18 protein-coding genes are annotated in these 24,239 nt (G+C 60.7%); 14 read left to right on the top strand and 4 right to left on the bottom strand.

Going from position 1 to position 24,239, the window contains the following annotated elements; all coding sequences use genetic code 11:
- The first annotated feature begins 9 nt into the window (after positions 1-9).
- Entirely contained in the window at positions 10-330 is a 321-nt protein-coding gene (locus tag SLW75_RS08860) for an RcnB family protein (protein WP_065991479.1), read from the top strand.
- 167 nt (positions 331-497) lie between these two features.
- Positions 498-1,427: an AEC family transporter gene (locus SLW75_RS08855; protein WP_192131106.1), complete on the top strand. Its 930-nt coding sequence runs from the start codon at positions 498-500 to the stop codon at positions 1,425-1,427.
- Positions 1,428-1,508: 81 nt separating this feature from the next.
- On the opposite strand, the gene SLW75_RS08850 is transcribed toward SLW75_RS08855, so the two are convergent.
- Positions 1,509-2,489 (bottom strand): serine hydrolase domain-containing protein, encoded by a 981-nt coding sequence (locus tag SLW75_RS08850; RefSeq protein WP_410934197.1) that lies wholly within the window; start codon positions 2,487-2,489, stop codon positions 1,509-1,511.
- A gap of 175 nt (positions 2,490-2,664) precedes the next feature.
- On the opposite strand from SLW75_RS08850, the gene SLW75_RS08845 reads away from it, so the two are divergent.
- Positions 2,665-6,033, top strand: a complete 3,369-nt coding sequence (locus SLW75_RS08845) for a P-loop NTPase fold protein (RefSeq protein ID WP_410934196.1) — start codon at positions 2,665-2,667, stop codon at positions 6,031-6,033.
- 211 nt (positions 6,034-6,244) lie between these two features.
- Here SLW75_RS08845 and SLW75_RS08840 read toward each other — a convergent pair whose 3' ends face one another.
- Positions 6,245-6,550, bottom strand: a complete 306-nt coding sequence (locus SLW75_RS08840) for a hypothetical protein (protein WP_410934195.1) — start codon at positions 6,548-6,550, stop codon at positions 6,245-6,247.
- A gap of 254 nt (positions 6,551-6,804) precedes the next feature.
- Positions 6,805-7,824 carry a branched-chain amino acid aminotransferase gene (locus SLW75_RS08835; protein WP_296306259.1) on the bottom strand — a complete coding sequence of 340 codons (1,020 nt, stop codon included), beginning with the start codon at positions 7,822-7,824 and terminating at the stop codon, positions 6,805-6,807.
- Positions 7,825-8,104: 280 nt separating this feature from the next.
- Here SLW75_RS08835 and SLW75_RS08830 point away from each other — a divergent pair, with 280 nt between their 5' ends.
- Positions 8,105-8,929, top strand: a complete 825-nt coding sequence (locus SLW75_RS08830) for an HDOD domain-containing protein (RefSeq protein ID WP_410934194.1) — start codon at positions 8,105-8,107, stop codon at positions 8,927-8,929.
- Positions 8,930-9,189: 260 nt separating this feature from the next.
- Entirely contained in the window at positions 9,190-10,032 is an 843-nt protein-coding gene (locus tag SLW75_RS08825; protein ID WP_410934193.1) for an NAD-dependent protein deacetylase, read from the top strand.
- A gap of 68 nt (positions 10,033-10,100) precedes the next feature.
- Here SLW75_RS08825 and SLW75_RS08820 read toward each other — a convergent pair whose 3' ends face one another.
- Positions 10,101-11,216, bottom strand: coding sequence for a DUF2817 domain-containing protein (locus tag SLW75_RS08820; protein ID WP_410934192.1), 1,116 nt, complete (start codon positions 11,214-11,216; stop codon positions 10,101-10,103).
- Between the two features lie 1,198 nt (positions 11,217-12,414).
- Between SLW75_RS08820 and SLW75_RS08815 the strand changes: the two genes are divergently transcribed.
- From SLW75_RS08815 to SLW75_RS08775, 9 genes are all read left to right on the top strand, one after another.
- Positions 12,415-13,269 (top strand): energy transducer TonB, encoded by an 855-nt coding sequence (locus tag SLW75_RS08815; RefSeq protein ID WP_410934191.1) that lies wholly within the window; start codon positions 12,415-12,417, stop codon positions 13,267-13,269.
- 52 nt (positions 13,270-13,321) lie between these two features.
- Positions 13,322-14,029, top strand: coding sequence for a MotA/TolQ/ExbB proton channel family protein (locus tag SLW75_RS08810; protein ID WP_141695229.1), 708 nt, complete (start codon positions 13,322-13,324; stop codon positions 14,027-14,029).
- Complete coding sequence (locus SLW75_RS08805; RefSeq protein ID WP_410934190.1) at positions 14,029-14,430, top strand: ExbD/TolR family protein; 402 nt, start codon at positions 14,029-14,031, stop codon at positions 14,428-14,430. Before SLW75_RS08810 ends, SLW75_RS08805 begins: the two co-directional genes overlap by 1 nt.
- Before the next feature lie 217 nt (positions 14,431-14,647).
- A complete protein-coding gene (locus SLW75_RS08800; RefSeq protein ID WP_410934189.1) occupies positions 14,648-17,386 on the top strand; it encodes a TonB-dependent receptor in 2,739 nt (912 codons plus the stop codon).
- A 59-nt stretch (positions 17,387-17,445) separates the two neighbouring features.
- Positions 17,446-19,386 (top strand): extracellular solute-binding protein, encoded by a 1,941-nt coding sequence (locus SLW75_RS08795; RefSeq protein WP_410934188.1) that lies wholly within the window; start codon positions 17,446-17,448, stop codon positions 19,384-19,386.
- A 1-nt stretch (position 19,387) separates the two neighbouring features.
- Entirely contained in the window at positions 19,388-20,458 is a 1,071-nt protein-coding gene (locus tag SLW75_RS08790; RefSeq protein WP_410934187.1) for a microcin C ABC transporter permease YejB, read from the top strand.
- Complete coding sequence (locus tag SLW75_RS08785) at positions 20,458-21,480, top strand: ABC transporter permease (protein ID WP_410934186.1); 1,023 nt, start codon at positions 20,458-20,460, stop codon at positions 21,478-21,480. Before SLW75_RS08790 ends, SLW75_RS08785 begins: the two co-directional genes overlap by 1 nt.
- Before the next feature lie 8 nt (positions 21,481-21,488).
- Positions 21,489-23,081, top strand: coding sequence for an ABC transporter ATP-binding protein (locus SLW75_RS08780; RefSeq protein ID WP_410934185.1), 1,593 nt, complete (start codon positions 21,489-21,491; stop codon positions 23,079-23,081).
- 84 nt (positions 23,082-23,165) lie between these two features.
- Entirely contained in the window at positions 23,166-24,221 is a 1,056-nt protein-coding gene (locus tag SLW75_RS08775) for a permease (protein WP_410934184.1), read from the top strand.
- The last annotated feature ends 18 nt before the right edge of the window (positions 24,222-24,239 follow it).

Here is a 24,239-nt window from a genome sequence, read left to right as displayed (position 1 = left end):
GGAATTCCCATGAACATGAAGAAACTGATGGCCTGCGCGGCCGTGTTTACTTGTTTGGGCGGGGCCAGCTTCGCCGCGGCGGCACAGACCCCAGCGACGAAAAGCGTGCAGGCAGAACACACCAATGAGCAGTACAAGGTGGGCGACACCACCCATGACCTGTACAAAGACGAGCGCGTCGGCGTCAAGGACTGGGAGGGCAAGGGCCTGCACGCACCAAAGGAAGGTACCCAATGGGTGTTGATCAGCGATAAATACGCGCTGATCAACATGGAAGACGGCAAGGTCCTCGACATCGCGCCGGGCAACCTCAAACCGCTGAAAAAGTAGTGACCGCTACGCCCGTTACCGTGCCCGACACCCGTCGGGCATCGCTTTGCCAGCACCCTGTCCAAACGCCCGCCCCCGCTGCTTTTCGCTGACAAGAAAAGTTGCACCCTGGCGATGGCGCCCTCTACTCTGCGCCTCTCGTTTGTTGCGCCATAGGCCCGGGTTCGATGTCTTCCGTTTTGAATGTCTTGCTGCCGATCTTCGCTCTCATCCTGGTGGGCTACCTCTGTCGCCGCACCAACCGCCTCGGACCGACCGCCGCGTCTGAAATCAATCGAATGGTGGTCTGGCTGTGCTTGCCGGCCCTGCTGTTCACCGCCACAGCCCACGCCACCTGGGCACAGATCTGGCACCCGGGCTTCGTGCTGACCTTCACCCTGTCGACCCTCGCGATGTTCGTCATGACCTTACTGCTGCGGCGCCGCAAGGCCGGCCATTTCGCCGATGCCAGCATTGATGCCCTCAGCGCGTCCTATGCCAACACCGGCTACATCGGCATTCCGTTGTGCGTCATGGTGCTGGGGCAGGAAGGCCTGGAACCGGCCCTCATCGCCTCGTTGCTGGTGGTCTGCGTGGTATTCGGCATCGCCTTGGTGTGCATCGAAGTCGGCCTGCAAAGCGAGGCCCGGGTGCACCGCATCGTCCTCAAAGTGCTGTTGGCGCTGGCGAAAAACCCGCTGGTGGTGTCGCCCATCCTCGGCGCCTGCTGGGCATCGACCGGCGTGGCATTGCCCGGCGCGCTGGATACATTCCTCAGCCTGCTGGGGGCTGCGACGACACCCTGCGCGCTGATTTCCCTGGGCCTGTTTCTCGCCCAAAAGCAGCAAGGCCCGCGCGAGGGCACGACGTTGCTGGTGCTGATCAAACTGATCGCTCACCCCCTGCTCACCTGGTTTCTGGCGTATCGGGTGTTCCACCTGCCGCCGCTGTGGGCCAACTCTGCCCTGCTGTTGAGCGCCCTGCCCACCGGCACCGGGCCGTTCATGCTGGCCGAGTACTACAAGCGCGAGGCGTCGGTGGTGTCGAGCACGATCCTGATCTCGACGCTGGGCTCGCTGGTCACGCTGTCGCTGTGCATTTATTACATCAACGGATGAGGTGCCCATGCCCGCCTCTTGGCAGGCAAACGCGCGCCTGCAGGTCAGGCGTGCGCGGTGGGGCCAGCGATGCATACAAGGTCACTTCAACGCCGTGACCACCGCATCGAAGAAGGCCATCGGGTCGATGGGCTCTTTGTCCACCGGCTTGGGCTGTGCGCCGAAGGTGACGATCACGACGTTATTGGCCGGGTTGACGTAGATGTTCTGGCCCTGGATGCCGACCGCCGAATAGGCGCCGTCTTTGACGGAGGGCGCGGTCCAGGCGGTCCACCACATGTAGCCGTAATCCAGGCTTTTGCCGCCCTTGAGGGTGGTCGGCAGCGTCGCTTCCCTGACCCAGCCGTCGGGCAGAATCGAGGTGCCGTTGATCTTGCCGTCGTTCATGAAGAACAGCCCGAAGCGCCCGTAATCCCGTAGCGTGGCGCTGATGCCGCTGCCGCCGATCTCCACGCCGTCAGGCGAGTCCAGCCACCAGGTGGCGTCGCTTTCCATGCCGAACGGCTGCCAGATCTTCTTCGACAGGTACTCGGCCAGCGGCATCTTCACCGCACCCCGCACAATCTCGCCGAGAACCTGGGTTTCACCGGTGCTGTAGTTGTTCACCGTGCCGGGCTCGGCAGCGCGCGGCAGGCTTGCCATCAGCGCCATGGCCGAGTGAGGCTGCTGGGAAATCTGCGCCTTGAGCAACGCCCGCCGGTCCGACGCCGGATCGGTGTAGGTCTCGTTCCACTTCACCCCCGACGACATCATCAGCACGTTGCGCACGGTCACCCCGTCGTAGGCGCTGCCTTTGAGGGCCGGCACGTAGTCGACCACCTGGGCGTCAAGGCCCTTGATCAGGCCATCCCTGATCGCCGCCGCCGTCAGGGTCGAGGTGATGGACTTGGCCATGGACATCGACATCCAGCGGGTCTTTTCAGTGTTGCCGCGCTGGTAGGTTTCGAAGACGATCTTGCCGTCCTTGATCACCAGCATCGCGGTAATACTGTCCAGCGCCACGAAGTCGTACAGGTCGTACTTTTTGCCGCAGCTGCACTCTAGACCACCAACGAGAGGCACCGTTCGGGGACTCGTCAATCGATGGACACCATCGGTCTCAGGCATTCCTTCGCAAAATCGACCACTGAAACGCTGGACTCAATTTCTCAGAAAGCAATCGGGCACTTGGCCATCAAAACCAGTATCCTCACACCTATCGGCCACGTCGTAGGGCCTGGAAAGGTGCAAAGGACTGATGAACATCTTAAATTTCCAAAGCGAAAACCCGTCTGAACGTGATGCCTTCAAGGGCGAGAGCCACGATAGAGTCGCACAAGCCATCCATGACTACATTAGTAGCGGAAAAAATCACCGTGTAATTGGCCTTGATGGTGAGTTCGGCTCGGGAAAAAGCTCCATACTCCAGATGCTCGAACGAAAGATCAAGGACAAAGGCTCGAAGTCCGTGCTATGGATATTTGATTGCGAGCAAAACTACCAAGGCTCTATTAAGAGTAATTTTATCGAGCTATTTACCGATCAAATCACTTCTCTCCTCACAAAGACTGGGGACAAAGCTGCTATCCCAGAGGCCCTCAAAACCCGAGACATCGCCTTAGGTCGACACTTCAGCTATACGAAGGACACAAGAAGTCACATAAGCGTCTGGGCTGTATTGCTTATCGCAAGTGGCGTGCTTAGCCCTACCTTTATTCGGGATTATCTGCCTCAGCTTCGGGGAAGTCTGGAATTGTCGTGGTGGCAACATCTACTCTATCTAGGTACAAGTCTTGCACCGCTAATAATTCTGACGCTTGCTTACTTCTTCAATGGAAAGGCGCAAGTTGGTAAGAAACGGTGGAATATCAGCAGCCTCCTGAAGGGCAGCTCGGATGATCAGATCACTGAAACGATCGAGATCAGCAAAGAAGTCAGCCCATTAGACTTGAAAAGGGCCCTGAGGAACCACCTTCACGCTGTTAAAGATCATCACTTCATAATTGTCATCGACAACCTCGACCGGTTACCTCGGGACGTACTTCGTTCGGTTTGGAGTGACCTTGAAATTTTCACTTCAGTAACGGGAACCGAGAACTTAAGCGTAATTGTTCCTTTCTGCTCAACAAAGGTTTCGCAATACCTTAACGGAGACTCTGAGCAAAGCTATGACTCAAGGGACTTCATCGCAAAGAAGTTCCCCGTGGTATTTCGTACACCACCTATTATCACCTCTGGGTGGAAAGACGCATTTAGGGCACTTTGGGCTCAAACCTTCGGCCTAGGGAGCCAAAACGATGCAGATACCTGTAGCGTTATTTTGCAACGCCACAGTCCCATGGCAGCAGGTTTGGTTACCCCTCGACTACAAAAAAGATTTATCAATGACATCGCGACGACCATGTTAGTCACAGCTGGCCGACCGAGCGTGGTGTGCATCGCAGCTTACATCGCAATCTGCAAATACAATAACATTTCTATTGAATCTTTGCTAAAAGAACCGGTTGCGCCTTCAGCCGAAGATACCGCCGCTAGTGGCAAACCTGATGAGAATGAACAGAATGAAAAGAACAGCGCCAATTTAGCCAGGACGAAACGTACTCTTCAAACATTGTTAGGCGAGGACATGGATCAAGGCTGGCCCATTCAAGTCCTTCAGATACACTTCCAAACATCCCCAGATATTGCCATCGCAGAATTGATAGACCAACCCTTGGCTACTGCCATTGAATCCCAAGATGGAAAACAACTAGCTTCGCTAGCAGGGTACTTCGGATTTACCGACTCGTTCCTAAGAGAGCTCGAAGGAGAAGTATCACCTAACAATCTTTTCCTAACACTTCACGAGGCCGCAACCTCAGAAAATTGCGACATTGCCATGTTAATTCCTCATATAAATAAGAAATTTACAGAGAATAATTTACTGGCAGGTCACGTTCCAGAGACCGGTTTTTTTGAAGCGGCAAAAGAGCTGATTAGCCTAGGGCTTAGTAAAACCATATTCGATGGAGAGCTGAAAGCTGCGGGAGACGCATTTTTGCAGATGAATAAGCAGGCATATGACCCAGACGCTACGGATGCCTATCAAAAAACAGTGAACATGTATGACAGCTATCTACACGCATTGGATGAGCCGTTCCCAGAAATCGCTATGGACAGCTCAGAAATTCTCTTTCATACCTTAGTTCCGGATCCTGATCTCCTCGTAGTCGACGTGAACCGCATCACGCTTAGTCAGAAAGGACGCATAGATGCCGTGAGACAGCTTGTTTCGAATGATACGGTTGCATTCGATATGACTCCTCTGCCAAAGGAGGAATGGGTGCACTGCTTCTATCAGTATTTTAGAAACATCCGAATGTCCACCGCGAAGCGTGACTATCACCTAGGCGACGAACAATCGACGGAGATCACAACTGCGATAAACGCTGATCCTACAGAAGAGAGATCTTGGTTAGGCCTGGCATTCTGTGAAAAATACGCAAGCACGGTGCCCGCGCTAATCAAAAGCCATGTACTCACTACAAAGTCGAACCGCATAAAAATTGCGATGGCAGTCGTATATATGCGCCAAGATATGGGTACAGATCTTGCCGAAATCCCAGAAATCGAATCTGCGTTTAATCAAGAGCCAGAATTCCTCAATTCTTTAGCTGGGGCCTTGCTTACTAGCGGTAATCTTTTATCTCTTGCTCTCCAACCTGAGTCAAAAGCGATAGTGACTCCGCTTCTTGCCCATGCAATTAAAGAGCGCCATGTAGCCACGTTATTTGTATTTCACTTATTTCGGCAATACACGGAGCTGCGCGAAACATTGGAAGAAGCGGGCCTAGCGGAAAGCGAATTTCTAGCATGGATCCTTTCATTTCCTACGATTGTTGAACATCTCCCGACACTAGACAAGATAGACCCAGACTTCTTAGACGTGATATTGACCGGATCGAATGACGAACTTCTTCCGCTCAGAGCTCGTGTCCTAAATAGAGACTTTGGCTCTGAGATTGATGCAAGCGGCTGGCTCACTATCTTTAACAGCCCTGATGCTAGGGTAGCCAATACGCTGAATCGAATGGTCAAAGAAAAGCTGGATTTCAAAGGTGAAAAAAATGCTCACCCTGCATTTTCTAAATACGTCTCAGACTTGACAAAACAATCACCCTTTGCATCCCCACCCGCGCCGGTAATGGGTAATATTAAGAACGTGCTAAAGCTTTTCGACAAGGATACTCTATTTGTCATCGGAACAGAGCTCCGGACCTTCGTTTATGATGCTAGTGCCACGATTGAGTCTTCAATATTTATTTTGTCTGAACTCAACTTCCTTCTTCCAAGTGTCACCCCTCGAAACGCAGTTGAGGAAGAACGCTTACTCCAAATACTTTTGTTCCTCCATCGCAACCCAGAGTCTACATCCCGAGTTTCTGACTTCTTGGATGGTCGGTGGGAGCAGCTTGCGGACTGGTCGACTTCCAAGGATCACAAGGATACCTACGCCTCATATGTGACAAAGCTCAAAGATCGGTTACCCAACGTTTATGCAGACCTTTCAAACAAAACAGGCTTCAAAGCGCGGATGAAAAAGTTTGCGAAGGCTTTGCTGGCCCGGCCTACCGATGCGGAGGATTGAAGCTAGCCCCAGAGTGGTCTACGGAGTCGACCGCCATTGATCGTTTCAAATCCTTCGGGCGTCCGGGGTATGGCTTAGATTAGGTGAATCAGCACGATCGAGCTAGAAGCACTCCCAGTCAAAAGAAATACTTAAGCTTTCCCAGCAGGAGCAGGAGCAGGAGCAGGAGCAGTCAAAGCCTTGTGGGTTTTGACACCAAAGCAGGGCCTGTCTAGAAAACCTCGACGGTGAGGCGCACGTTGGGCAGTTGCCGATCCGACTTCGGCAGCGCATAGGGGTGATCGCCGGCCTTGATCGTGTGGGTGGGGAACAGTCGGCCGATATTGCGATAGGTGCTGACCGCCAGGTCCGGGAGCATGGCGCCGTCGTAGATCTGCTCGACCGTGCCAATGGGTTCCTGGGCGTGGGGATAGTCGTCTGCCCATGCACTGGACACCAGGGTGGCGGCGAGCACGCCGACGGACAGGGTCAGCGGCCGCTTGAAAGCGCCGGGACGGAACCAGACGGGTGGGTGCATGAGGTATCCTTTTTTGTCGTCGGTGACGGACGTCGGTCAATTCCCGGCAGGTGTATTGGGTAAATCACCCGCCAAAGCCGGGCCCACTGAAAGAACGCGCGTGCTTGAACCCTAGCTCACCCACCGGCGTCGCACCGGGTGATCAGTTCAGTGGCTTGATACCCTGACGTCTGCGATGACGTACCTGACCAAATCGAAGGCAAAAAAAACCACCGCGCAAGGCGGTGGTTTTCGGACGTGCAAGACGCGTCGGATCAGACTTTGACGATCCAGCCCGCCGGGCCTTCAATGTCCCCGGACTGAATGCCGGTCAGCTCTTTGTACAGGCGCTGGGTCACGGGACCGACGTCGGTTTCGCTGTGGAACACGTGCAGTTTGTCTTTGTAGCTGATGCCGCCGATCGGGGTAATCACCGCCGCCGTGCCGCACGCGCCGGCTTCCTTGAACAGGTCGAGCTTGTCGATGAACACCTCGCCCTCGGTGACCTTCAGGCCCAGACGGCTCTGCGCCAGTTCGATCAACGACAGGCGAGTGATGCCTGGCAGCACGGACGGCGATTTCGGGGTGATGAACTGGTCGTCGTGGGTGATCCCGAAGAAGTTGGCAGAGCCGACTTCTTCGATCTTGGTGTGGGTCAACGGATCGAGGTAGATGGCGTCGGCGAAGTTGGCTTTCTTGGCCTCGGCGCCGGGCATCATGCTCGCGGCATAGTTACCGCCGACTTTCGCCGCGCCGGTGCCTTGTGGTGCGGCGCGGTCGTAGCTGGAGATGACGAAGTTGTGGGGCTTCATGCCGCCCTTGAAGTACGGGCCCACCGGGATGCAAAACACCGAGAAGATGAACTCGGGCGCAGCGCGCACGCCAATGTTGTCACCGACGCCGATCACGAACGGGCGCAGGTACAACGCGCCGCCGGTGCCGTACGGCGGGATGAAACGCTCGTTGGCGCGGACCACTTGCTTGCACGCTTCGATGAACTGCTCGGTCGGCACATGGGGCATCAACAGGCGGCTGCAACTGCGCTGCATGCGCGCGGCGTTCTGGTCGGGGCGGAAGAGGTTGATCGAGCCGTCTTTGGCGCGATAGGCCTTGAGGCCTTCGAAGCATTGCTGACCGTAATGCAGCGCGGTCGAGCCTTCGCTGATGTGCAGCACGTTGTCTTCGGTCAGGGTGCCTTGGTCCCACTCGCCATCGCGCCAGTGAGCCAGGTAGCGTTTGTCGGTCTTGATGTAGTCGAAGCCGAGCTTGTCCCAGTTAATGCTGTCGTTACCCATGACACCCTCTATGTCCAGGCCAGCGCGGCCGGGAGTGTCCGGCGTCTGGCGTTTCATCGATAAGGCCCGGAGCAGGACGCGACCCGTTCCGGTGTGCCGCCATATTACTGATTTTTCTCCCCGCAAACCGCCTCCGCGGCAGATGAGCTGAAAAAGATCCTGGGCGGCCCGACTCAAGCATCGGGGTTTGTGCCGTCTGTAGCAAAACCGCCGGCCGACCCGTGCAGTTTCGCCAATGTTGCCTATGGTGTGTAAATCGTCCGAGACAGGAGCAGCACCCATGGGTATCGATCAATTGTTCGCCGATTTGAGCAGTCTTCCCAGCATTCCCAAGGTGGCGCAGGACCTGATCAAACAGTTCGACAGCCCGTCGTCGGACCTGGGCAGCATTGCCGGCAACATCGAAAAGGACCCGGTGATCGCGGCGAAGATTCTGCGGCTGGCCAACTCCGCGCGCTTTCGCGGGGCGCGGGAGTCGTCGAGCATCGAGGACGCGGCCATGCGCCTGGGCTTCAACACTCTGCGCACGCTGGTGCTGGCGTCGGCGGTGACCGGCGCGTTCAAGGCAGGCCCGAGTTTTGATCTGAAGGGCTTCTGGCTGAAGAGTTTTCAGGTGGCGGGGATCTGCCGTTTGCTGGCGAAACAGTCCGGCGCCGATGCGGAAATCGCCTTCACCTGCGGGGTCATGCACGACATCGGCGAACTGCTGATCCAGACCGGCGCGCCCGCCGTTGCCGAGCGCATCAACAGCGTGACCAAGACCGGGACGACCGGCCGCGCGGCGATTGAAACGTTGCAGCTGGGTTTTGGTTACCCGGAAGTCGGCGCGGAACTGGCCCGGCGCTGGGGATTGCCGGAGGTCATCCAGAACGCCATCGCCTATCAGGCGCGGCCCATGCAGGCGCCGGGGGATGCGACCCAGCCCCGGATCGTGGCTCAGGCATTGACCATTTCTGCCGCGCTGGAGAATCACGGCGGCGCCACCGCGCAGGCCAGGCAGGAAGTCGACGGGCCGTTGCTGGAGGGGATTGACCTGGATGCCCTGTTCGCCGCCCTGCCGAAGGTGCTGGAGGATGACAAGGCGTTTGCGGAGTTGTTGAGCTAGGTACGGTCAGGGCCGGGTTCGAGAGTGATAGTGCTCGCACCGGCCCCTTCCCGGCTGAAGCCGGTCCTACAAATTGACCGCGGCGCCACCGGAGATTTGCAGTGGTCCGACTGACACAACGCGGTCAACCTGTAGGACTGGCTTCAGCCGGGAAGACGTCAGGCGTCACGCTGCAGAATTGAAGGTGCTCACTGGGGCCCCTTCCCGCACGGAGCCGGTCCTACTAGTATCAGCGCACAGCCGATCATGAGGACCTGTGCATGCCTGATGGACCTGACACTCACGTCGATACCCTGCTGCACTGGATGCACGACCGCTCGTTCGTCGTCCTGACCGGCGCCGGGATCAGCACCTCCTCCGGAATCCCGGATTACCGCGACAGCGAAGGCGTGCGCCGGGGTCGGCAGCCGATGATGTTTCAGGAATTCCTCAATGCACCCGAGGCCCGGCGCCGTTACTGGGCCCGGGCGATGCTCGGCTGGCCCCGCGTTCGCGCCGCGCAACCCAACGCCGCCCACGAAGCGATTGCGCGCTTGCAGCAGCACGACCTCATCAGCGGCGTGATCACTCAGAACGTCGACACCTTGCACGATCAGGCCGGCAGCCATGATGGGGTGGAGTTGCACGGCAGCCTGCATTGGGTGCTGTGCCTGGACTGCCGCCAGCGCACCGAGCGCGACATCATTCAGTTGACCCTCGTTGAACAAAATCCCTACCTGGCGGGCGTCGATGCGGTGCAGGCCCCCGATGGCGACACCCTGCTCGACCCGGCGTTCGAAGAGCGCTTCCAGGTGCCCCACTGCCCCCATTGCGGCGGCGAGCGAATGAAACCTGACGTGGTGTTTTTCGGTGAAAACGTCGCGCCGCCTACTGCAGCCAAGGCCATGCAGCGGGTGGAAGAAGCGCAGGGACTGCTGGTCGTGGGCTCATCGTTGATGGCGTTTTCGGCGTTTCGCCTGTGCCGCGCCGTCAGCGATAAGGGCAAACCGCTGATCGCCATCAACCTGGGCAAAACCCGGGCGGATGATCTGCTGGATCTCAAGATAGAAGCGTCGTGCGAGGTGCTGTTGCCAGCGCTGGCGCAGCGGCTGCTGGTGGGTTAACGGACACTGTTCGCTGCGAGATAGCGCGTTCTCTGGAGGACCGGAGTCCTCCCGCCGCGCTCGATCCATTATCGGGTTGCACGAATCCCCGGCAACGCCGCCAACGCCCGGTCCCATACCTGCCGCGTCCTGACCCACGCCACTTCCTGCCAGTCCGGGTCCGCCGGATAGAACTGCTCCAGCAGCCCTTGCTTGATCCGCCGCCCGGTTTCGTCCAGCGGGTCGCCGTGCAGGTGCAGCCAGTGATCGTCACGCAAATGCCCATGCACCGCTGCTCCCGGGTACGTGCCGCATTCAATGACAAACGGCATCAGGTGCACCCCCGGCAAGGCGTCGAGGAGCATTTGCGAGGTGTAGCCGGTGGACGTCGCCGCGACACCCGTTTCGCTGACGCGATTGGCGCCGGTGATCAGGGTGAACAGCCACGGCCCGAATAACGCTTTCGCGTCCTCCAGCGCCGGGTAGGCTGATTCAACGATACTCATCAGCATCGGATGACCGTAGGCACCGGCGCCGGTGTGCAGGTCAAAACAGGTCACCAGCTCGGCGTCCTGCAAATACTGCCCGACGATGCTGCGCAGCGTGCGATTGGACCAGCTCGGCTCGCGGCCGCCGAAGAACAGGCCATCGGGGAATGCGTATTGCCCCGCCTCCACCACCGACATCAGCCCTGCCCAACCCCGCACGTCGATCGCTGCCTGAAACAACGCGTCAGCCTGATCCCGCCGGGGCCCGCGCAACTGATCGCAGGCATAGATAGCGTGGACATCGGCATAGTCGCGGTTATCCGGCAAGGGCCGACTGAAGTCGAGGTAGTTGCGGTTCTGATCGAGGTTGTCCTCATTGAACCGGCGCATCCACGCCGTGCCCCAGGGGTTGATCAGGTGAATCATCAGGATCGCCACGCCCTCGGGCAACGAGCGTGGGTCAAAACCCTCGAGCCAGCGGCTCTGGCAATCGGAACCGTAATAGCCCTCGACGCCATGGGTGCCGCTCAACGCCACCAACACCCGCTGCGCACCCGGGTCGCCGAGCCAGGCGACATCCGTGGCCAGCGTCTCGCCAAACGGCCCCGTCAGCGGGTGGACGTATTCGCTCAATCGTGCGCCAGCGGCTGTGGCTGCCGCGATGAAGCGTTCGCGAAGCAGGCGATAACCCGGACGATCAGGAAAAAGGTGGCTCATTGATGCGCTCCAAAGGTAGTGGCACCGGGGGACAGGCGCTTACGAGACAGGCCGAACGCCACGGAAAAGGGACACTGCGTCAAAAATGTTACAACCGGACACGTTTTGGCACACTTCTTTCTAGTGTTTCTCTTGTGGAACGTCAGTACCACGAAACGCTTCGCGTCCAGCCCCGGCTGCCGCGAGTCTACGCTGCCAAACGGTGCGCACCCCGCACCCACGGGCAGAAACCGGACATTACCCCGTCCGAAACAGTGCAGGACGCCGACCAGAAGTCTGGCGTCCGTCGATAAGGAATTCGATTCGTGCCAGACATGCGCCCCTCACACCCGATCCGCCCACGCCGCGCCTCGCCTTATCCGCTGCACGCCTCCGTCAGCGAGCCTGCCATCCGCCCCATCTCCCTTCAGCGCTCCGGCTGAAACCCAGCGCCAATGCGCTGCAGTGCCTTACCTTTATTTCGTTTCAACGGCTGCCGCTTTTATAGCGATTCAGTAGCCACTTTTTATTGTTCCAATTCGGGACAGGTGCGCCTGCTCCCATAACGTTTTGAATTACCCGCTCGATCGCTCGCTGTTGATCTGCACACACTAAAAGGCATCACTGATCATTTTTAGTCAGTGCACGACAACGATAACGACTCTCCACTCCCTGACCGACAAGTCACACTTTCAGGAAACACCCCAATGATCACTTGAACACTCACGCACCAACTTGCACCTACTTAATCTTGTTTGGTGCATTGCACTTCTGATTCAACCGGAACAGGTCAACGCGCAACCACGCGGTGAACCCGACTGAATAGGTTCGCCCCCTGTTCAGGTAACTGTCCCTGCCTCCATAACGTGAACGGAGCCCGATCAAATGAAATTCGCTAAAAAGTTACAGGAATGCGACATCGCCCCGCCCCAGGCCATGAATGCCGCGCTAGAGCCCTGCGCTGGCATAGCGGTTGCAATAGCGATGATCGTTAGGTAGTCATTCTGAAATAAAGACGTACGTCTTCGTACTCAACAAGAAATCAGGGAAACTCAATGTCTTCTCCATAGCCCACGCTGCAACAGCACTTATAAAGGCAGTTCTCTTAAAGACCTGCTTCCCCAGGCCTCGTGCATCCGACAGCACGGACGTCAACTTCAAACACGGCAACTTGTTTGAACGGACCCTTATTGCCCTTCAACAACCCGAGGGAGCTTTAATGAATGACGCGGTAAAAACGAAAGCCATACCTGACCCGGCACCGGACGAACTGTCCATGGCCTGGCCGCGTATTCCTTTCAAGGAAAACACATCGCGCCCGGGTGAACTAAGCCGCACGCACGTGTTGATATTGATTGCCGCCTCGGTCCTTATTCACGGCGCCCTCTGGTGGTATATTCAGACTGCTAAAGCGGACGTCCCGGAAGTTGCGCCGCAAGTGCCCGAGATGACCGTCGAATTGACCAGCCCGACACCGCCAACGCCCCAAACGCCACCTGAGCCACCCCCGCCGCCTCCGCCCGAGCCGCCACCGCCTCCGCCGCCTCCCGAACCGGAGCAACCGGTCGAGGACCCCGACGCGGTCAAGCCGCCGCCGAAACCGGTGGAGAAGCCCGTCGAGAAACCGAAGGTCGAGAAGCCCAAGCCGGTGAAGAAACCCGAACCGGTGAAAAAGCCAACGCCGCCCGCACCGCCAGCACCCGCTGCGCCGAGCCCGCCTGCGCCGGCCGCCCCGTCACCTTCGCCAGCGCCCCCTGCCCCGGCGCCTGCACCGGCGGCACCGGTCAAGGAATCGGCCGCGATTTCCGGGCTCGCCAGCCTGGGCAACCCGCCACCGGAATACCCCGGTGCGGCGCTGCGCAAAGGCATGGAAGGCCGCGTGATCCTGCGCATCAAGGTGCTGCCCAACGGCCGCGCCGGCACGGTGGAGGTGACCAAATCCAGCGGCAAGCAGGTGCTGGACGATGCGGCGGTGGAAACGGTGCGCAACTGGAAGTTTATTCCGGCCAAGCGCGGCGACACCCCGATCGAAGGCTTCGCGACGCAAACCATCGACTTCAAGCTGCCCGAATGAACCCGGTCAGCCCATCAACAACAACTCTTTATATAGCGGGTGAGGTGTAACCATGAACGAATCGATCTCTTCGATGATTGTCCCCGGCGTGCTCTGGGCGCTGGTGGTGTTTTCGGTGCTGAGCTGGGGACTGTTGCTGATCAAATCCGCACAGTACGTACGCTTGAAGACCCAAAACAAACAGTTCGCCAAAGCGTTCTGGGCAGCGCCGGATCTGCTCACCGCCGCCGAGCACTCCAGTCAATACCCGGGCTCACTGGCGCGGATCGCCAACAGCGGTTTCGAAGCCATGGCGGTGGACGACACGCCGCGCAACACCCAGCAGCTCGCCCACACCATCAACCGCTCCGACCGGCTGGAGCGCAACCTGCGCCAGCAGATCCAGAAAGAACGCCGGGCCCTGGAAGCCGGCCAGGCCATCCTCGCCAGTATCGGCAGCACGGCGCCGTTCATCGGCCTGTTCGGTACGGTCTGGGGCATCATGGAAGCGCTGCAAAGCATCGGCGCCAGCGGTTCGGCGAGCCTGGAAACCGTGGCCGGCCCCATCGGTCACGCCCTGATTGCCACCGGTGTCGGCATCGCCGTCGCGGTCCCGGCAGTGCTGATCTACAACTTCTTCCTGCGCCGTCTCAAGCTCGCCGTCGCCGACATGGATGACTTCGCCCACGACTTCGACGCCCTCGCCCAGCGCAGCGCCTTCGCCATCAACCGTCAGGCCATCGCCAGCAAGCACAGCCAGACTGTGCGGGAGGCGAGCTGATGTCGTTCTCCACCCAAGACAGCGATGAAGTGCTCAGCGAAATGAACGTCACGCCCCTGGTGGACGTGATGCTCGTGCTGCTGGTGGTGTTCATCGTCACCGCGCCGCTGATGACCAACGCCATCAAGGTCAACCTGCCGAAGACCGACGCCGTCGCCCCTGCCGACAAGAAAGACCCGGTGGTGGTAAGCGTCGATCAGGACGGCAAGTTCTACCTGGCCAAATCCGAAGTCGCGCCGGAATCCCTGGAGCTCAGCCTCAAGGACGTCAAGGCCAAGGACCCGGACGTGCGCGTGCAATTGCAGGCCGACACCAACGTCAACTATGGCCAGGTGGCCAAGGCGATGGCGTCGATCGAGCGCTCGGGCATCACCAGGATTTCAGTGATGACGTCCAAATGATCGACACATGACCCGCACCTGATCTGCACCTGAAGCAGGCGCCGCACCCCGCTGCGGCCCTGCGCACCCTACTCCCGATTCACCGCCGTCCGGTTTTTTGCCCCGGAGGGGAGCGGCTTGTTTGAAATAAGGAAATTGCCGACCGCCATCACCGTGTCGGAGCAACGAGGGCTCACAAGGCCATTTCAATAACATCTGGAATAAGTCGGAAACTACCATGCTGATGAGCTTTCCCGGTTTTACCCTCAAGCCCCTTGTTGTTGCCGTACAACGCCACCCCCGTGCGCTGATCTGCGCACTGGCGGTCGGCATGAGCCCGGCCTATGGCGCCGACAGCACGGACAGCGCCGCCGATGCCGCACCTGGCAGTGAAGCCGCTGTCCCCGCGGCGGCGGTGGCTGCTGCGCCGGCGACCACCCAGCTCAAACGGGTGGAAGTGACCGGTTCGGCCGTGCGCCGGGCCGACGCGGAAACCGCCGTGCCGGTGACCATCCTGCGTGCTGACGAACTGAAGAAACAGGGTGTGACCACCACCGAGCAGATGGTCCAGCGCATCACCGGCAGCCAGTCGATGATGAACAGCGCAGGCTCGGTCGGCGCCTCCACCGGTGGCGCGTCCTATGCCGACATGCGCGGCATCGGCGCCAACAAAACCCTGATCCTGCTCAACGGCCGCCGTCTGGCCAACAACGCCTTGTCCGGCGTCGGCACGCCCAACGGCAGCGCCATCGACCTGAACATGATTCCGTTCGCCGCCATCGACCGCATCGAAGTGCTGCGCGACGGTGCCTCGGCGCTGTACGGCACCGACGCCATCGGCGGGGTGATCAACTTCATCACCAAGAAATCCCTGACCGACGGCACCCTGAGCCTCGGCGGCGACACCCCGACCGCCAGCGGTGGCGGCGCCAGCAAAGACGTCAGCGCCAGCTGGGGTTTCGGCGATCTGGACGAAGACCGCTTCAACGTCATGGGCGTGTTCAACTACAACAAGCAGCAGAACCTCGACGCCAACGACCGTTCGTTCGACAAGGATTACGTCCCGGGCCGCGGCCTCAACCAGACCTCCGGCACCGCTTATCCCGGCAACTACTACCAGGGCAATAACAGCACCAACCCCCTCGCGCCCAACTGCGCCGGACCGGGCCTGGTCAGCGTGAACGGGCTGTGCCGTTTCAGCACCCGCGATTACATCAACCTGGTGCCGCAGACCGAGAAGACCTCGTTCTTCGGTCGCGCCACCGGCAAGCTGGCCGAGGACCACAACGTCAGCCTGGAATACTTCTTTGCCCGCAACAACAACGCCGCCACCGTTGGCCCGGCGCCGTTGACCGGCCTGAGCATCGACCCGTCTTCGCCCTACTACCCGGGCAACGGCATCACCCCCGGCCCGAACAACTTCGACCTCGACCCGACCCAACCGGTGGACACCGCCTGGCGTGAGACCGCCGCGGGCCCCCGTGGCAGCAAGGACCAGAACACCAACCAGCGCCTGTTGCTGACCTTCGACGGCACCGTCGGCGGTTGGGATTACAACCTGGGCGCCAACTACAACCAGAGCAAGGTCGTTTCCAGCGTGACTTCGGGTTACGCCAGCGACGCCGCCCTCAAGGCGGGCCTGGCCAGCGGTCTGCTCAACCCGTTCGGCGCGCAATCGGCGGCAGGACAGCAGTACATCGACGATGCGGCGTACCACGGCGAATACTCCACCGCCGTTGGCCGCGTTTATGGCGTGGACGGACGTATCAGTCGCGAGATCGGTAACTGGTTCGGCGCCGGGGAATCCGGTCTGGCGCTGGGCGGCGAATACCGCAAGGAAAAGCTGCATCAGAACTACGAGGACTTCGTCGATGACATCGACAGCCTGGGCCTGGACTCGGCCGGTTCCGTGTCCGGCGATCGCAGCGTCAAGGCCGAATACGCCGAGCTGAACGTCCCCGTGATCGACAGCCTGGAACTGACCGCTGCCGTGCGCCACGACAAATACAGCGACTTCGGCAGCACCACCAACCCGAAATACTCGTTCCGCTTCCAGCCGTTCAAAGAGCTGGTCATGCGCGGCGCGTACAGCGAAGGTTTCCGTGCGCCGTCGCTGTACGAACTGTATGCCCCGCAGAGCCTGGCCTACAGCCAGGGTTATTACGACGACCCGACGCTGTGCGCCGGCGGTACCGTGCAACCGGGCGGCCAGGCCGGGCGTGACTGCAATCAGCAGTTCCTCAACCGCAGCGGTGGCAACGCGAGCCTGTCCCCGGAGAAAGCCCGCAACGTGACCCTGGGCTTCGTTTATCAGCCGATGAACAACCTCTCCATGGGCCTGGATTTCTGGTGGATTCACATTTCCAACCAGATTCAGTCGTTTCCTGAATCCACCGTGTTCGACCAATCGGACCTGTACGGCGACCGCATCATCCGCAACGCCGACGGCTCCATCGCCAACATCGTCACCGGCAACTCCAACCTGGGCATCGTCAAGACCAATGGTGTCGACGTGACCCTGGATTACCGCTTCCCGAACACGCCGTATGGCCAGTTCGGTCTGGGGCTGACCGGGACCTACGTCAACCGCTACGACTTCCAGAACATCATCGACGGTCCGTACACCGACAAGGTCGGCGACTTCCAGGGTGATGGCGTGATCGCGCGCTGGAAACACGTGTTGATCGGCAGCTGGACCCTGGGCGACAGCCGTGCCTCCCTGACCAACCGCTTCACCAGCGGCTATAACGACTACGACCGCAGCACCAACGGCACCGTGCCGTCGTACTCGCTGTGGGACCTGTCGGTGGGCCACACCTTCGAGAAGGTGCTGGACGTCGATGCCGGCGTGCGCAACCTGTTCGATCGCGACCCGCCGTTCACCAACCAGGCCTACAACTTCCAGTCCGGCTATGACCCCCGTTACGCCGATCCACTGGGCCGCACGCTTTTTGCGCGGGCCACGTACCACTTCTAAGCGCTGACGCCCGACGCGCAGGTGCTGCGGCGCGTCGGGCTGCACTCAAGGATGTCCGCATGTCCGCGACCCCCTTTTCGCTGCCGCGCCGCTTACCGGGCGGGGCATTGCTGTACTCGGTGCTGTTGTGTGGCTCGCTGCTGCTGGGTACTTCCCAGGTGTCTGCCGCGCCGGTTCATGCGCTGACCGTCTATGGTGAAGCGCCGAAATACGCCGCTGATTTCCAGCACTTCGATTACGTCGACCCTGATGCGCCCAAAGGCGGTTCCATGAGCCGCGCGTCCGAGGAGATCGGCCAGTTCAACTACCTCATGCCCTATGTCGATCAGGGCATTTCCGTGAGCCAGATCGACACGTGGGTGTATGCGCCGCTGGCCTATCGCTCACTGGACGAGCCCTACACGGTGTACGGATTGGTCGCCGAGAAAATGGAGCGCGACCCCGATAACCTCTGGGTGCGTTTCTACCTCAACCCCAAGGCGCGTTTCGATGACGGCACGCCGATTACCGCCGAAGACGTGCGCTACACCTGGCAGACGCTGATCACCCAAGGCAGCTTCAGCTATCGACCGCTGTACGCCGACGTCAAGGACGCGGTCATTGAAGCGTCGGGGCAGATCCGTTTCGATTTCAAGACCGGCACCAACCGCACCCTCGCACTGGACCTCGCCAGCCTGCGCATCCTGCCCGAGCACTGGTGGAAAACCCGCGACTTCACCAAGGGCGGCGGCTTCGAACCGCCACTGGGCAGTGGCCCGTATCGGGTCTCGCGGGTCGACGCCGGGCGCAGTGTCAGCTTCGAGCGGGTCAAGGACTGGTGGGGCAAAGACCTGCCGGTCAGCCGTGGGCTCTACAACTTCGACGCACTGACGGTGAATTTCTACGGCGATGTCGACGTGGCCCGGCAACTGGTCCAGGCCGGCAACTTCGATTACAACCGCGAGTTCTCCTCGGCTGGCTACGTCGTCGGCTACACCGCGCCGAGCCTGCAGGACGGCCGTCTGCAAAAGACCATTCTGGCTAAACGCCGCCCGGTGGCCGGTCAGGGCTTCGTGTTCAATCTCGACAAGCCGATGTTCCAGGACCGGCGTGTCCGTGAGGCCCTGGCGATGCTCTGGGATTTCGAGTGGGTCAACGGCCAGATCATGCGCAACTTCTATGTGCGCGAACAAACCTACTTCCCGAAGAGCGAGATGGCCGCCACCGAGCTGCCCGACGCCCAGGAGCTGAGCCTTCTCGAGCCCCTGCGCGGGCAGGTGCCGGACGAAGTCTTCGATCAGGTCTGGCACGCGCCGAAGACCGACGGCAGCGGCTACATCCGCGACAAGCAGCTCAAGGCCCTCAAGCTGCTGGCCGACGCCGGCTGGCACGCGAAGAACAACCGGCTGGTGAACGCCGCCGGTCAGCCGCTGGAGTTTTCCTTCCTCGACGGCCAGGGCGGTTTCGAGCGGCTGGTGCTGCCGTACAAGCGGGTGCTGGCGCAGATCGGCATCACCCTGAATTTTCGTCGCGTGGACTCGGCGCAGTACATGAACCGCCTGAACGCCCGGGACTACGACATGATCGTGGTCACGCTGCCGAGCAACGGCAATCCGATCCTCTCCCCCGGCCGCGAGCTGTACAACCTGTTCGGCTCGCAAAGCGCGCGGCAGGTCGGCAGTTCCAACGCCATGGTGCTGCGCAATCCGGCGGTCGATCGCCTTATCGATGGTCTGGTGGCGGCCAACAACCGCAACGACATGCTGCACTACGCCCGCGCCTTGGATCGGGTGCTGCTCTGGGGTTTCTACATGATTCCGAACTATTACTCCCAGGGCACGCCAGTGGTGTTCGCCAACCGCTTTGGCCGGCCGGCGATCGAACCGATCTATGACGTCGGTCTGGAAAGCTGGTGGGAAGTCAGCCGCGTGCCGCTGACCGATGCGCAGATGGCCGCGCAGCTGGCGACACACAGCAACAGCGCTAATAGCCGTGCCGCACCAACAACGGAGGGCCAGTGACATGCTCGCCTACACCCTGCGTCGACTGCTGCTGATCATTCCCACGCTGCTGTGCATTCTGGTGGTCAACTTCCTTATCGTGCAGGCCGCGCCGGGCGGTCCCGTCGAGCAAGCCATCGCCCGGGTTCAGGGCATGGGCCCGGCGGGCGGCATCGGTGGCGGCGGTGGCGAGGTCGCGGCCACCGGCGGCATCAGCCGGGGCGCCCAAGGCCTGGACCCGGAGCTGGTCGAAGCGATCAAGCACCAATACGGTTTCGACAAACCGCTGCACGAGCGCCTGTGGCTGATGCTCACCCATTACGCGCAGCTGGATTTCGGCAGCAGCTTTTTTCGCGGCGCCACGGTGACCGGGTTGATCCTGCAGAAGCTGCCGGTGACCCTATCCCTCGGGCTCTGGGCGACCCTGATCACGTACCTGATCTCGATCCCGCTGGGCATCCGCAAGGCCGTGCTGCATGGCAGTCGTTTTGATGTCTGGAGCAGCACGGTGATCATCATCGGCTACGCCATCCCGGCGTTTCTGTTCGCCATTCTGCTGATCGTGGTGTTTGCCGGCGGCAGCTACTGGAGCTGGTTTCCGGCCCAGGGGCTGTTCTCCGACGACTTTGACAGCCTCTCGCCGCTGGGCAAGCTGCGCGATTACCTCTGGCATCTGGTGCTCCCGGTCAGCGCGCTGGTCATCGGCGGCTTCGCGACCCTGACCATCCTCACCAAAAACAGCTTCCTCAACGAGATCGGCCGCCAGTACGTGGTCACCGCCCGGGCCAAGGGCCTCAGCGAGCAGCGCGTGCTCTACGGCCATGTGTTCCGCAACGCCATGCTGCTGGTGGTGGCGGGCATTCCCCAGGCGCTGATCGAAGTGTTCTTCGCCGGCTCGTTGCTGATCGAAACCATCTTCGGCCTCGATGGCATCGGCCGCATGAGCTACGAAGCGGCCGTCTCCCGCGACTACCCGGTGGTGTTTGGCACGCTGTTTCTGTTCACCCTGTTCGGCCTGTTGATCAAGCTGGTGGGCGACCTGTGCTACACGCTGGTCGACCCGCGCATCGACTTTTCCGCGAGGAGCGCCTGATGTTCGAGTTTTCCCCGCAAAACCGCCGCCGCATCGCCAACTTCAAGGCCAACCGGCGTGGTTGGTGGTCGCTGTGGCTGTTCGTGGCGCTGTTGATCATCTGCCTGTGCGGCGAACTGATCGCCAACGACAAGCCGTTGATCGTCCGTTATCAGGGCGAGCTGTACTTCCCGGCCCTGCATCAATACCTGGAAACCGACTTCGGCGGCGAGCTGCCTTTCGAGCCGGACTACTCCAGCGATTACGTGCGCAAACTGATCGTCGACAAGGGCGGCTGGATGCTCTTCGCCCCGATCCCCTTCAGCTACGACACGGTCAATTACGAACTGCGCGAGCCCTCGCCCAGCCCGCCCAGCGCGCGCAACTGGCTGGGCACCGACGATCAGGCCCGGGACGTCATGGCGCGGGTGTTGTTCGGCACCCGCGTATCGATTCTGTTTGCGTTGGCGCTGACCGCCATCAGCACGGTGATCGGCGTGTTCGCCGGGGCGATTCAGGGCTATTACGGCGGGCTGGCGGATTTGATCGGCCAGCGCTTGCAGGAGGTCTGGTCGGGGCTGCCGGTGCTGTACCTGCTGATCATTCTGTCGGGCTTCGTCGAGCCGGACTTCGGGTGGCTGCTGGGGATCATGTCGCTGTTTTCCTGGCTGGCGCTGGTCGACGTGGTCCGCGCCGAGTTCCTCGGTGGGCGCAACCTGGAATACGTCAAAGCCGCCCGCGCCCTGGGCCTCAGCGACGGCGCACTGATGTGGCGGCACATTCTGCCCAATGCCATGACCAGCACCCTCACCTACCTGCCGTTCATCGTCACCGGCGCCATCGCCACCCTGACCGCGCTGGATTTCCTCGGCTTCGGCATGCCCGCCGAAAGCGCGTCCCTGGGCGAACTCATCGGTCAGGCCAAACGCAACTTGCAGGCGCCGTGGCTGGGCGTCACGGCGTTCTGCGCCCTGGCGCTGATCCTCACGCTACTGGTGTTCATCGGCGAAGCCTGCCGTGACGCCTTCGACCCCCGGACTTGAGCGCTGCCATGACTGACCCTCTGATCCAGATCCGCAACCTGCGCGTGGCTTTCACCGGCGCCGAAGTGGTGCACGGCCTCGACCTCGACATCCAGCCCGGCGAGTGCCTGGCGCTGGTCGGTGAGTCCGGTTCGGGCAAGTCGGTGACCGCGCACTCGATCCTGCGGCTGCTGCCGGCCAAATCCGTGAGCACCCAGGGCAGCATTCGCTACAAGGGTGTCGACCTACTGCAGGCCAGTGACAAGGTGCTGCGGGGGCTGCGTGGCAACCGCATCGCCATGATCTTTCAGGAGCCGATGACCTCGCTGAACCCGTTGCACACTGTGGAGAAACAGATCGGCGAAATCCTCGCCATGCACAAGGGCCTCAAGGGCAAGGCCGCCCGCGAGCGCACCCTGGAGCTGCTCGGGCTGGTGGGCATCCAGAACCCGCCGCAGCGGCTCAAGGCCCTGCCCCATCAACTGTCCGGCGGCCAGCGCCAGCGGGTGATGATTGCCATGGCCCTGGCCAACGAACCCGAGCTGCTGATCGCCGACGAGCCCACCACGGCGCTGGACGTGACGGTGCAGCTGAAGATTCTCGAACTGCTCAAATCCCTGCAACAACGGCTGGGCATGTCGCTGCTGCTGATCAGCCATGACCTCAATCTGGTCCGGCGCATCGCCCAGCGGGTCTGCGTGATGCGCGCCGGCGAAATCGTCGAGCAGGCGGATTGCCAGACGCTGTTCGCCGCTGCGCAACACCCCTACAGCCGCCTGCTGATCAATGCTGAACCCGACGGCGAACCGGTGCCCGGCGAGCACACCCAGACCCTGCTGTCGGTGGACGCGCTGAAGGTCTGGTTTCCCCTGCCCAAGCCGTTGTTGCGGCGCGAGCGGCAGTACATCAAGGCGGTGGACGGGGTGAGTTTCGAGCTGTTGAAAGGCCAGACCCTGGGCATCGTCGGCGAGTCCGGCTCGGGCAAATCGACCCTGGGCCAGGCGATCCTGCGGCTGATCGATTCCGAAGGCAGCATCCGTTTCGCCAACAAGGAGCTGAGCCTGCGCAGCCAGCAACTGATGCGGCCGTTGCGCAAGCGCATTCAGGTGGTGTTTCAGGACCCTTTCGGCAGCTTGAGTCCGCGCATGACGGTGCAGCAGATCATCGCCGAAGGGCTGCTGACCCACGGCATCGGCACACCGGCCCAACGTGAACAGACGGTGATCCGCGTGCTCGGCGAAGTCGGTCTCGACCCGGAGAGCCGCCACCGTTACCCCCATGAATTCTCCGGCGGTCAACGCCAGCGGGTGGCCATCGCCCGCGCGCTGGTGCTGGAACCGGAGCTGATCTTGCTAGACGAGCCCACTTCCGCGCTGGATCGCACCGTGCAAAAACAGATCATTGCCTTGCTGCGGGATTTGCAGATTCGTCACGGCCTCAGTTATCTGTTCATCAGCCACGACCTGGCGGTGGTTCACGCCCTGGCCCATGAGGTGCTGGTGATCAAGGACGGCAAGGTGGTCGAGCAAGGCCCGGCGCGGGTTATCTTCGGTCATCCGCGCCAGCCCTACACCCAGGAACTGCTGCGCGCCTCCGGGCTGGATTTCGGCGGACGGGCGTGAGCCGACATACCTTGCGACACCTACTATAATGCCCGGCCACGGCGTATCATCCCGCCCCCACGATTTCCTGCTCTGGTGCCTGTCATGACTGCCCTCCCGCTCACCTCCGAACGCCGCGGCTGGTCGTTCTGGTGGAAACCCCTGGCGTTCCTGCTGGTGGCCGCCATCGGCTTGTACTACGTCAAGTGGTCGCCGTATTACCTGAAATCCTTCATCGCCGCCGATACCCATAACATCGGTGGTTCGATCATCAACGACAACCCGGCCACACCGTGGGCCGCCGCATTGGCGTACGCCCAAGTGTACTTTCTGGCGATCTGGAAAGCCGCCGTGCTGGCGGTCATCCTCGGCTCGCTGTTGCAGGTGCTGATTCCCCGGGACTGGCTGCTGAAGATGTTCGGCCGCGCCGGACTCGGCTCGACCATTCGCGGCGGCCTGTTCGCCCTGCCGGGCATGATGTGCAGCTGCTGTGCGGCGCCAGTGGCCGCGGGCTTGCGCAAGCAGAACGTGTCGGTGGGCGCGGCGCTGGCCTTCTGGATCGCCAACCCGGTGCTCAACCCGGCCACGCTGGTGTTCATGGGCTTTGTGCTGGGCTGGGGTTTCACGGCGCTGCGGCTGGTGGCGGGCCTTGTGCTGGTGATCGGCGTGTCCCTTGTTGCACAACGCATTTCCCGCCCTGAAGCCGTCCCGGAGCAGGCGCTGGAGGCCGTGGCGAATGCCGAGCGGCCAGAGGAAGGCAGCCTGCTGGTGCGCTGGGGCAAGACGATTTGGCAGTTGTTCTGGACGACGATTCCGATCTACGTCATCGCCGTGTTGATTCTGGGCGCCGCGCGGGTCTGGCTGTTCCCTCACGTTGACGGCGCGATGGGCAACAGTCTGTTGTGGCTGGTGCCGCTGGCGATTGTCGGGACGTTGTTCGTGATCCCGACGGCGGCCGAAATCCCGATCGTGCAGACGCTGCTGGCGTTGGGTCTGGGCACTGCGCCGGCGGTGGCGTTGCTCATGACCCTGCCGAGCGTGAGCCTGCCGTCGCTGTTGATGCTGCGTAAATCCTTCGACGCCAAGGTGCTGGTGATCGTGGGGGTGCTGACCATGCTGGTCGGGGTAATCAGTGGGCTTGTTGGCGCTTTGCTTTTGTAAGGCTTAGATCAAGATCAA

The organism is Pseudomonas sp. W5-01, assembly GCF_046540435.1.
Lineage (GTDB): Bacteria > Pseudomonadota > Gammaproteobacteria > Pseudomonadales > Pseudomonadaceae > Aquipseudomonas > Aquipseudomonas graminis_B.
The sequence above is the reverse complement of the archived record's forward strand: the minus strand, read 5'-3'. Positions and strand labels throughout refer to the sequence as shown.